We start from the raw sequence: 10,738 nt of genomic DNA on the forward strand, positions 1-10,738 counted from the left end.
AGTACAATACACTGCCTAAGTACCGGCCGACGTTGAAGCACCTGTGTTCGAATAACTCTTTTTGAATCCATTCAGATATAGTTCTGCTTATTCCACGATATCAAGCAGTTCTTCAAAGGTGTGAATTTCTGCATCGAAGGCTTTAACCTGGCCAAAGCCATAAGCAGCATAAATGAACGGAATGCCGGCCTGTGCAGCTGCATCGGCGTCTCCCTGGGTATCACCGATGTAGACCGGAGATTTTAGTCCGTTTCTTTCCATGACCAGGCGGATGTTTGCTCCTTTGGATTTGCCGGTCACACCGATGCATTCACAGTCTTTAAAGTACTTCGCTGTGTGATTGCCGCTGTAAAAGCTCTGGATATAGCCGTCCTGACAATTGCTGACAATAAACAGCGGATATTTCTCTGAAAGCTTCTGCAAGGTCTCTTCCAGCTTCGGGTAGAGAATACCGCCATGTTCTGCCAAATAAATATTCTCCTGTTCACAGCATTCATCCATCAGACGCATTCTCAGTGCTTCCGTCTGTTCAGGAAACATATTGCGTGCTATCTGATCAAGGGGTAAGCCGAAATTGGAAGCCAATTCCTCCGCTGTCACTTTCTTGTGAATCTCCGGATAATGTTCCAAAACAAGCGCCCATGTAGCAACTATTCCCTCTGAAGAGTCCCAGAGTGTACCATCTAAATCAAAAATCAAACTATCTATCTTCATCTTCTTCTCCATTCTGTATCTTCCTGCGGCATTCACCGCAGCAGCCATAAAAAACAGTCTTACTCTCATCCACTGCGAAATCCTCTTTCGCCATCATTTCATCTGCCAGTTGCCGCATGTGTTCACTTTCAAAATGAATCAGTCTGCCGCACTCACTGCACATCAGATGATAATGATGTCTGCATTCAGGATGCCCGCCGCTGAACTGATAGCAGGCCGGTGACTTTTCACTTAATGTATACTTACGAATCTTCCCCTCTGTTTCCAAAGACTTCAGAACTCTGTATACGGTTGTCTTGCCAACCCGTTCTTCACCTGCATTCAGATCATGAATAATGTCTTCTGCACGGACATGAGTGTCCTGTCTGTCTTTGAGATATTCAAGAATCATCGATTTCTGTCTTGTATTTCTATTCTGTTTATCATCAGACATTCTCTGCATCCTCCGAATATTTATTCTTATCTCATATAATTTTCTCTTCCTATTATAATAGCTTTTCTTTTATCTGTACAGTACAAAATCAGGCGCAAAAATACCTGAGAGATACTGTGTTCATTCATTTCCCTCAGGTATTTCCTATTCTGTATTGAATTTCTATCTGTTGATTCTCAATGCTGTATTACGCAAGTTCGACTTTTGGAGGCTTATCTCCTTCCGGATCTTCTTCCAAAATTGAAAATGCAATATTCGTTGCATGATCCGCAACTCGTTCAAGATTGGAAGCTAAATCCGAAAACATCATACCCACCTGAGCACTGCATTCGCCTGTTGTCAGACACTTGACATGTAAATCCTGAAGCTCACGCTCTTTCGCATCAATGGCATTCTCCAGATCCAGAATTTCCTGAAGATGGCTGTCATCTTCAAGATTGAACATATCCATCGAAAGATGAAGAATCTTCACCGTCATCTCCTGCATTCTGCGGATCTCATCTCCGGCCATGCCATTAATATCTTCTTTCATATCAATCAACTTCTCAACATCTTCTGCAATATTCTCTGCATGATCACCGACACGTTCGATATCGCTGACAACATGGAACAGGGCCCCCAATTTCTTGCGGTCTCCTACCGGTAAGCTGATCTGGTTGGCTTTAACAAGATAATCTGTGATTTCCTTGTTCATATAGTCGATACGCTTCTCAACCTCAAACACTTCCTTCGCCGCCTTGTCATCCTTAGTCAGGAGTGCATCCAGCGCCTTTTCCAGATTGCCAATGGCAATTTCACCCATATGGCTGATCTCACTGCAGACCTGCGGAATAGCCGTCGCCGATGAAAGTCTGTCGCCATCACCAATATACTTCATTTCATATTCATCTTCTACATCATTATCCTCACCCGGTACAATGAGATAGGTCAGTTTGACAATCCAACTCATAAACGGCATCAGAATGATAACCTGGAAGACCTTGAAGATGGTATGCGTATTGGCAACACATCGGCCGAGATTGCCGCCGGAAATATGCATGATCAACGCTTCAATCCAATCGGAACCGATCAAAAGAATGACTGCCATAATGATGGAACCGATAATATTGAATAATAAATGGATCAAAGCTGCACGTTTAGCATTCTTCTTGCCGCTGAGACTGGCAAGCATCGCTGACATGCAGGCACCGATATTACATCCAAGAATAATAAAGAAACAAATCTTCAGCGGAAGTAATCCCTGCTGTGCCAAAAGGAGCACAATACTGACTGTCACAGAAGAACTCTGTACAATCGCCGTGATCACTAATCCAAGCAGCAAAGCAAAGAATCGGTTGTCCAGAGACATGAACAGATTCTGGATAGCCGGAAGTTCTTTCAAAGCACCCATAGAAGAAGACATGGTACTGATTCCCAGGAAAAGGATACCAAAACCGATGACAACCTCTCCGGCTTTTTTCACCGTTGGATTCTTGAAGATCATCAGCATCAGAACGCCTGCCATAATAAATACCGGCGCATACTGAGACAGATTAAACGAAACAAGCTGTGATGTAACGGTCGTACCAATGTTAGCACCATAGATAACACCAATAGCCTGATAAAGCGTCATCAGACCGGCATTTACAAAACTGACAACCATAACTGTTGCAGCACTGGAGGACTGTATAATCGCCGTAAACACAACGCCCACAATGATACCCACATATCTGTTCTTCGTGAACAATTCAAGGACACCACGGAGTTTGGCACCGGCTGCCTTCTCCAAACTATCACTCATCAACGTCATACCATAGAGGAAAAGACCCAAACCTCCTATAAGGCCCAAAACCATACCTGAAATATTCATCTTTTTTCTCCTTGATTTTACTTATGTAAAACTTATGTAAAAATATACCACTAACAACTTTAATATATATTGCGCCGCTTGACAAGTCCTTTTTTTAGAAATTTACTTTATGTTAGCTTCCGAAAACATTATTATGTCAACTTAATTCAATAAAAAATAATTGAAGCCTGCACACTTTTCCCTGAAATTTCCTATTTTTCAGCTTGTAAATTATGTCAACTCCTCTTTTTTATTTTTTGCCTGCGTTTTCAGAAAAAAGTAGTAAAAAAAGAATCGGATCTCTTTTGGAATCCGATTCTTCTTGATCTGTATAGACACTCATACACTAAAAATTTCTTATATAAATGCTTCTGACAGTCTGTTTAGATCACTGAACTTCTGAAAGGATTTTGTCCAGTTTCTCATACATTTCATCCACATTTTCTTTTGTGATAACAAGCGGCGGTACAAAACGGATGATATTAGTACCTGCAGAAATGATCAGAAGACCGTTGGCAATAGATTTTGCAACAATATTCCCAACAGGGATTGTAAATTCAAGACCTCTCATCAATCCAAGACCTCTTGTTTCTTTGATGAAATCATAACGCTCAACTAACGATGCCAGTTTTTCTCCCAGATATGCGCCTACTTCATTGACATTGTCAAGGATATGACGGCTTTCAAACATGTCAAATACAACATTCGCTGCTGCTGTAGCTAAAGGATTGCCGCCATATGTAGATCCATGATCACCGGCTACCAATGCCTTTTCAACCTTTTCTCCGGCAACAAAGGCACCAATCGGCACACCGCATCCCAGTGCTTTGGCAACGGTCAGGATATCCGGTTTTACATCGTAGTAATCATAAGCAAACATCTTGCCTGTACGGCCCATACCGCACTGAATCTCATCAAGAATCAACAGAATGTCCTTTTCATCACAGAGCTTGCGCACACCCTGGATAAACTCACGTGTAGCCGGATAGATACCGCCTTCCCCCTGTACAGTCTCCATAATAATAGCACATGTCTTATCCGTGATCTTAGAAGCAACATCCTCTAAATTGTTATACTCAGCAAACACTATCTTGTCAATCAGTGGTTTGAAGGCTTCCTGATAATGAGGATTGCCTGTGACAGAAAGGGCACCGATACTTCTGCCGTGGAACGAATGGTTCATGGCAATGATCTCATGATCTGTGGAACCATTATCTCTTGTCCATGCATACTTACGGGCAAGCTTGATGGCACCTTCAATGGCTTCTGTACCACTGTTGGTAAAGAATACCTTTTTAAGGCCGCAGGCATTCACCAGCTTGTGTGCCGCTTCTGCCATAGGCTGTGTATAATACAAATTGGACACATGGATCATTTTGTCGATCTGAGCCTTCAGAGCATCATTGTATTCTTTGACATTGTAACCAAACGCACATACAGCAATCCCGGCTGCAAAGTCAAGATACTTTTTGCCTTCCACATCATAAAGATAAACGCCGTCACCGTGATCAAGCACAACAGGAAAACGATTATATGTATGAATGATCGCCTCTTCTGCATAATCCATAATTTCTTTATTGTTCATGATAATACCTGCTTTCTTTACTGCCCAAAATTGCAGTACCAATACCTTTGTTTGTAAAGATTTCCAGAAGGAGGCAATGCGGTATACGTCCATCCAGAATATGTACGCGTGAAACGCCGTTTTCAATTGCCTCAATACAGTTGTTGAGCTTCGGCAGCATACCGCCTCCGATAAACCCTTCTTCAATCAGTGCATGGGCTTCTTCACATGTCAGCTCTGAAATCAGTGTATCCGGATCCTCCGGATCCTTGTAAACGCCTTCAATATCGGTGAGGAAAGCCAGTTTTTCTGCATTCACAGCCTTTGCGATCTCACATGCAGCATCATCCGCATTGATATTGTAAGTATTGTAATCTTCATCCATACCGATCGGGCATACGATTGGAAGGAAATCCTTCTCCAGTAAATCGTAGAGAATCTTCGGTGTAACTTCTGTAATCTCACCTACAAAACCGATATCCTCTCCATTGGAGTATTTTTTCTTTACCTTCAGAAGGCCGCCGTCCTTGCCGCTGATACCAACTGCTTTGACACCCAGTTCCTGAACCATCTGGACAAGGCTCTTATTCACCTTATTCAGAACCATTTCTGCAATTTCCATAGTTGGCGCATCTGTCACACGAAGGCCATTGACAAAACGTGCTTCCATGCCTACTTTATTCACCCAACGGCTGATTTCTTTGCCGCCACCGTGAACGATGATCGGCTTGAATCCGACAAGTTTTAATAAAACAGCATCGGCGATGACATTCTTCTTCAGTTCGTCATTCATCATCGCACTGCCTCCGTATTTGATCACGATAATCTTACGGTTGAATCGCTGAATATAAGGCAGAGCCTCAATCAGTACTTCAGCCTTTGAAAGATACTGATTCATGTCCTTTTCCATTCTTCTATTTCTCCTTTTCCCCGTTAATTATGAACGGTAATCCGCATTAATCTTAATATAATCATACGTCAGATCGCAGCCCCAGGCTGTAGCTTCCTGATCGCCCATCTTGATATCTGCAATCGCAGTTACCTCAGGCTCGGAAAGAATCTTTGTTGCTTCTTCTTCACTGTAATCCGCAGCCACGCCGTCTTTCATGATCTGAATCTTGCCGGATGCACTTTCAAAGAACAGATCCACTTTTTCAGGATCAAACTGTGCGCCTGAATAACCCATTGCGCACAGAATACGCCCCCAATTGGCATCATGGCCGCAGATAGCTGTCTTAACAAGACTGGATGTCACAACAGACTTGCTCAATGTTACTGCCTGTTCCTTTGTTTCGGCACCGATGATCTTCACTTCAAAGAGTGCAGATGCACCCTCGCCGTCTCCTGCAATCTTTCTGCAGAGACATGCATTCACTGCATGAAGTGCTTCACAGAAAGCTTTGTAATCTTCATTCTTTGTATCGATCAAAGGATTGCCTGCCTGACTATTCGCCAAAAGCAGCACCGTATCATTAGTAGATGTATCGCCATCAACAGAAACCATATTGTAAGTGTCCTTGATATCTTCGCTGAGTGCTTCTTGAAGCAGTGCTTTGGAAATGTTGGCATCTGTTGTAATAAAACCAAGCATGGTACACATATTCGGATGAATCATTCCAGATCCTTTGCACATGCCGCCCATAGTCACTTTCTTACCGCCAATCTCAAACGTCACAGCGACTTCCTTCGGAACAGTATCTGTGGTCATAATGGCTTTTGCTGCCAGATGACCGGCTTCGATACTTCCGTCAAGGGCAGGTGCCAGCATATCAATCCCTGCTTCAATTCTGTCCATTTTCAGCTGCATACCGATAACTCCTGTGGATGCCACCAATACAGCATCTTTCTGAACACCAAGTACTTCCGCAGCCTTCGCTGCTGTAGCTTCGCAGTAAGCCATTCCCTGCACACCTGTACAGGCATTGGCAATACCGCTGTTGCAGATGACTGCCTGTGCATGTTCGGATTCATATACAACCTGTCTATCCCATTTCACCGGAGCAGCCTTTACAATGTTGGTTGTAAAAGTGCCTGCAGCCACACATGGTACATCGCTGTAGATCATGGCCATATCCGTACGCCCCTGGTATTTGATGCCTGCAGCTGCACTGGAAGCCTTAAATCCCTTTGCTGCTGTCACGCCGCCTTCAATATATTCCATTTCCTGCCACCTCTTTTATTCATTAAACACAGTCATGTTGGCCTCGTTCAGGTTCAGATCATAATAATTCCGATCATCCTGACACTGCCAGCCGACCTTTTTCCAAAAGGCATTACCGCCCTCGTTTCTTGTAAATGCGATCAGATAGACTTTATTGATCTGCTCTGCCTTCAATGCTTCAATCGCTTTGGCTACAAGCTTACGCCCAATGCCATGCTGTCTGTATGAAGCATCCACACAAACATGATACAGACAGCCCTGACGGCCATCATGTCCGCAGAGAATGGAACCCACAAGCTTGCCATCCATCTCCGCCACCACACTGGTGTTGGGATTTCTGCGAAGAAATCGCTCAATGCCCTCTCTGGAATCATCAATGCTTCGGATACCAAAGCCCTTGATACCAGCCCAGAGCGCCGCCACACGATCATAGTCATCAATCGTCATTGTTCTTATTATAATATCATTCATTCTAATATTCTACCTTCATTTTCTTATGGGAACATAGGCACAAGGTTCAGACCTGTGCTCTCATCCAGGCCAAAGGCAAGATTCATGTTCTGAACTGCCTGTCCGGCTGCGCCTTTGACAAGGTTGTCGATGGCACCCATCATAATGACACGGTGTGTTCTCAGGTCCACTTTGAAATTGACATCCACATAATTGCTGCCTTCTACCCAACGTGTCTCAGGACATACACCCGGTTTCAGTACACGGACAAACTTCTCATTGGCATAATATTTGTCATAAGCCGCTCTGATCTGCTCTTCTGTCACGCCCTCTTTCAAAGAAGCATACGCTGTAGCCAGAATACCTCTGTTCATCGGTACAAGATGCGGTGTAAAGTTGATGGTGATTGGATAACCGGCTGCATAACCGAGCTGTTCTTCAATCTCAGGTGTATGTCTATGTGTTGCGACGCCATAAGCCTTCATATTCTCATTCACTTCACAGAAAAGGTTAGCCGTCTTGGCACCGCGGCCCGCACCGGATGTACCGGACTTGGCATCAACGATAATGGTATTCGGGTCAATGAGGCCTTCCTTTACTAGTGGATAGCATGTCAAAATAGAACATGTTGTATAACATCCCGGATTGGCGATCAGTCTTGCACCCTTGATGTCTTCACGATTGATCTCACAGAGTCCGTATACAGCCTCTTTAATATAGGAAGGACTCTTGTGTTTAATGCCGTACCATTTCTCATAAACTTCTACATCTTTAATACGGAAATCTGCGCTGAGGTCAATAATCTTCACTTTATTTAAAACATCCTCATTCACAAGAGAGGCACATAAGCCCTGTGGTGTTGCTGTAAAGATAACATCTGCCGCATCTGCCAGTGCATCCATGTTGTCATCCATGCACTTGGCATCTACAATCTGAAACATATTCTGGAAAACATCTGCATACTGCTGATCAATATAACTTCTTGAGCCATACCAGACAATCTCAACATCCGGATGCTGCATCAGAAGACGAACCAGTTCCTGACCGGCATAACCGGTGGAACCGATAATTCCTGCTTTAATCATTTTTCATAACTCCTTTATCTTAAACCGCTAAAAGGCAGTTTATTCATTTTTCGTTCAACACCTATCTATATTAATACATATCTTCAATTAAGTAAAGTAAAAAAATCAAAAAAATATTCATAATTATGCATGCACAATTAATAAAAATACATTTTTTACGAAAAAACTATTGCATTATTCATACTTCTGGTGTATATTAATTGAGTGCTCGCAAGAAATATACACTTTAGCGAACACATCATCACAAATGAATGAACATGTTTTTTATATAGGAGGATTTTACAAATGAAAGAGAAAGTTGTTTTAGCATATTCAGGCGGTCTTGACACTACAGCCATTATCCCATGGTTAAAGGAAACATTTGATTATGAAGTTATCTGCTGCTGTATCAATGTTGGTCAGGGCGAAGAATTAAACGGTCTTGAAGAAAGAGCCAAGATGAGCGGCGCTTCCAAATTATACATCGAAGATATCGTTGATGAATTCTGTGAAGACTATATCGTTCCTTGTGTTCAGGCCAATGCAATTTATGAGAACAAATATTTACTTGGTACTTCCATGGCTCGTCCTGGCATCGCCAAGAAGCTTGTTGAAATTGCAAGAAAAGAAAATGCTGTTGCAATCTGTCATGGGGCAACAGGTAAAGGTAATGACCAGATTCGTTTCGAACTTGGTATCAAAGCACTGGCTCCTGACATCAAGATTATCGCTCCATGGCGTATGACAGATGTATGGAAAATGCAGTCCCGTCAGGATGAAATCGATTTCTGTAAAGCACACGGCATCGACCTTCCATTCTCCGCAGACAGCAGCTACAGCCGTGACCGTAACTTATGGCACATCAGCCATGAAGGCCTTGAACTGGAAGATCCATCTCTTGAGCCAAACTACAATCATGTACTTGTGCTCACAACTCCACCGGAAAAAGCACCTGACAAACCGGAATATGTCACAATGACATTTGAAAAGGGTGTTCCTACTTCTGTCAACGGCAAAGAAATGAAAGTGGCTGATATCATCCGTACACTGAATGAACTTGGTGGCAAACATGGTATCGGTATCGTTGATATCGTTGAAAACCGTGTTGTAGGTATGAAATCCCGTGGTGTTTATGAAACACCGGGTGGTACAATTCTTATGGAAGCACATCAGCAGCTGGAAGAACTGGTTCTTGACCGTGCAACTGCAGAAGTTAAGAAAGAAATGGGCAACAAACTGGCTCAGGTATGCTACGAAGGCAAATGGTTCACACCATTACGTGAAGCAATTCAGGCATTTGTTGAATCCACTCAGGAATATGTGACAGGTGAAGTTAAATTCAAACTTTACAAAGGCAATATCATCAAAGCCGGTACTACTTCCCCATATTCACTGTACAGCGAATCTCTTGCATCTTTCACAACAGGTGACCTCTATGACCACCACGATGCAGATGGATTCATCACACTGTTCGGTCTGCCATTAAAAGTACGTGCAATGAAAATGGCTGAAGTAGCCAACAAAAACGCTGATAAATAGATAAAAAGCCTCAGTAATATCTGATGGCAGAAGGAAATAAAACATCCCTGAAACAGGCGCATCGCCAAATGTTTCAGGGATGTTTTTATTCAAAATAATAGCACGCTATTATTAAATTATCAATAGCGTGCTATTAAAATAGATCAAGCATATTATCCAGATAAATGGCTTCTCTGACGTTCAACTGATATTCTGGCTTTGTCATGTAGTATAACAGAAATTCCAGAACCAGTGCACTGCCAAGCCCCCGCCCTTCGATCTTAAAATTGGAAAAGCCCATAGGTATATAGATATTTTGGATATCATCAATCCCTATAAATCCCGGATTCCTCATTGCCTTTGAAAACCGATAGCCCTGCTCAGCGGCAGGCGCCTTACAGTGATGTTCCGGTGCATTTACACCAAGATTCCTGCGGCTGACCGCTTCATAGCAGTTTCTCCTGTCCTTACAGCCAAACCAGCAGCATTCATTGCACAAAAACTCCACTTTATCTTTCTGTATCTGTGTCAATGTATTCAGCTGATCCATCTGTTTATTTAAACGAAAATCCGGCACAACATAGCGAAAATCATCGCGCTCCACCTCATGCCGGAATGCCTCAAAATCCGTCAGCACTTTTGTTGTAGAAGAAATGAAGTATAATTTCGGGTAATTCTCTTTCAGGTAATCCAGCAGCAACTCCGAATGAATGATCACGCCATTCTGTACACGGCTGCTCTCTGAAAACAATGCACATAAAGTATTACATCTTTTATCTGAAAGATGCTCTTTTCTCAGCAGGGAATTACTGAAAGTAAGCCTTGCCGAGATGCCATATTTCTGCATAAGGGCTAAAGCATCACTCGGATCACAGGTTTCATCTTCCACACGGCCGCCGCCCCAGATGCAATCCGATGGTGCTCCGTAGATAGAGCCAATCTCACACCAGTCATAAAAGTATTCTCTGTGCTCATGGAATAAGGACAGAAAAATACGATACAATTC

At 43.0% G+C, this 10,738-nt stretch carries 10 protein-coding genes; 1 reads left to right on the plus strand and 9 read right to left on the minus strand.

Translation table 11 applies throughout. The annotated features are described in order from the left end of the window. Window positions 1-87: 87 nt before the first annotated feature. From WMO25_RS08780 to argC, 8 genes are all read right to left on the minus strand, one after another. On the minus strand, window positions 88-726 hold the full coding sequence (locus WMO25_RS08780; RefSeq protein WP_270514058.1) for an HAD family hydrolase: 639 nt from the start codon (window positions 724-726) through the stop codon (window positions 88-90). Beyond that, a complete protein-coding gene (locus tag WMO25_RS08785; RefSeq protein ID WP_015514545.1) occupies window positions 701-1,147 on the minus strand; it encodes a Fur family transcriptional regulator in 447 nt (148 codons plus the stop codon). Before WMO25_RS08785 ends, WMO25_RS08780 begins: the two co-directional genes overlap by 26 nt. A gap of 187 nt (window positions 1,148-1,334) precedes the next feature. Further along, window positions 1,335-2,996: a Na/Pi cotransporter family protein gene (locus tag WMO25_RS08790; RefSeq protein WP_349085032.1), complete on the minus strand. Its 1,662-nt coding sequence runs from the start codon at window positions 2,994-2,996 to the stop codon at window positions 1,335-1,337. Window positions 2,997-3,363: 367 nt separating this feature from the next. Further along, window positions 3,364-4,560, minus strand: a complete 1,197-nt coding sequence (locus WMO25_RS08795) for an aspartate aminotransferase family protein (protein ID WP_349085033.1) — start codon at window positions 4,558-4,560, stop codon at window positions 3,364-3,366. After that, on the minus strand, window positions 4,550-5,449 hold the full coding sequence (gene argB, locus WMO25_RS08800) for an acetylglutamate kinase (protein ID WP_349085035.1): 900 nt from the start codon (window positions 5,447-5,449) through the stop codon (window positions 4,550-4,552). The genes WMO25_RS08795 and argB overlap by 11 nt, the downstream gene beginning before the upstream one ends. 27 nt (window positions 5,450-5,476) lie before the next feature. Beyond that, window positions 5,477-6,700 (minus strand): bifunctional glutamate N-acetyltransferase/amino-acid acetyltransferase ArgJ, encoded by a 1,224-nt coding sequence (argJ, locus tag WMO25_RS08805; RefSeq protein WP_349085036.1) that lies wholly within the window; start codon window positions 6,698-6,700, stop codon window positions 5,477-5,479. Window positions 6,701-6,715: 15 nt separating this feature from the next. Then, a complete protein-coding gene (locus tag WMO25_RS08810; protein WP_015514549.1) occupies window positions 6,716-7,171 on the minus strand; it encodes a GNAT family N-acetyltransferase in 456 nt (151 codons plus the stop codon). A 23-nt stretch (window positions 7,172-7,194) separates the two neighbouring features. Then, a complete protein-coding gene (gene argC / locus WMO25_RS08815) occupies window positions 7,195-8,235 on the minus strand; it encodes an N-acetyl-gamma-glutamyl-phosphate reductase (protein WP_015514550.1) in 1,041 nt (346 codons plus the stop codon). A 285-nt stretch (window positions 8,236-8,520) separates the two neighbouring features. Between argC and WMO25_RS08820 the strand changes: the two genes are divergently transcribed. Then, window positions 8,521-9,753 (plus strand): argininosuccinate synthase, encoded by a 1,233-nt coding sequence (locus WMO25_RS08820; protein WP_015514551.1) that lies wholly within the window; start codon window positions 8,521-8,523, stop codon window positions 9,751-9,753. A 133-nt stretch (window positions 9,754-9,886) separates the two neighbouring features. Here WMO25_RS08820 and WMO25_RS08825 read toward each other — a convergent pair. After that, on the minus strand, window positions 9,887-10,738 hold an 852-nt coding region (locus WMO25_RS08825; RefSeq protein ID WP_349085039.1), incomplete at its 5' end, for a hypothetical protein.

Source organism: Coprococcus intestinihominis (genome assembly GCF_040096555.1).
Taxonomy (GTDB): domain Bacteria; phylum Bacillota; class Clostridia; order Lachnospirales; family Lachnospiraceae; genus Coprococcus_A; species Coprococcus_A intestinihominis.

What these genes read in the sequence shown, in the direction of transcription:
- WMO25_RS08780 (WP_270514058.1), bottom strand. Translation starts at nt 726, where the DNA reads ATGGAGAAGAAGATGAAGATAGATAGTTTGATTTTTGATTTAGATGGT.
- WMO25_RS08785 (WP_015514545.1), bottom strand. Translation starts at nt 1,147, where the DNA reads ATGTCTGATGATAAACAGAATAGAAATACAAGACAGAAATCGATGATT.
- WMO25_RS08790 (WP_349085032.1), bottom strand. Translation starts at nt 2,996, where the DNA reads ATGAATATTTCAGGTATGGTTTTGGGCCTTATAGGAGGTTTGGGTCTT.
- WMO25_RS08795 (WP_349085033.1), bottom strand. Translation starts at nt 4,560, where the DNA reads ATGAACAATAAAGAAATTATGGATTATGCAGAAGAGGCGATCATTCAT.
- argB (WP_349085035.1), bottom strand. Translation starts at nt 5,449, where the DNA reads ATGGAAAAGGACATGAATCAGTATCTTTCAAAGGCTGAAGTACTGATT.
- argJ (WP_349085036.1), bottom strand. Translation starts at nt 6,700, where the DNA reads ATGGAATATATTGAAGGCGGCGTGACAGCAGCAAAGGGATTTAAGGCT.
- WMO25_RS08810 (WP_015514549.1), bottom strand. Translation starts at nt 7,171, where the DNA reads ATGAATGATATTATAATAAGAACAATGACGATTGATGACTATGATCGT.
- argC (WP_015514550.1), bottom strand. Translation starts at nt 8,235, where the DNA reads ATGATTAAAGCAGGAATTATCGGTTCCACCGGTTATGCCGGTCAGGAA.
- WMO25_RS08820 (WP_015514551.1), top strand. Translation starts at nt 8,521, where the DNA reads ATGAAAGAGAAAGTTGTTTTAGCATATTCAGGCGGTCTTGACACTACA.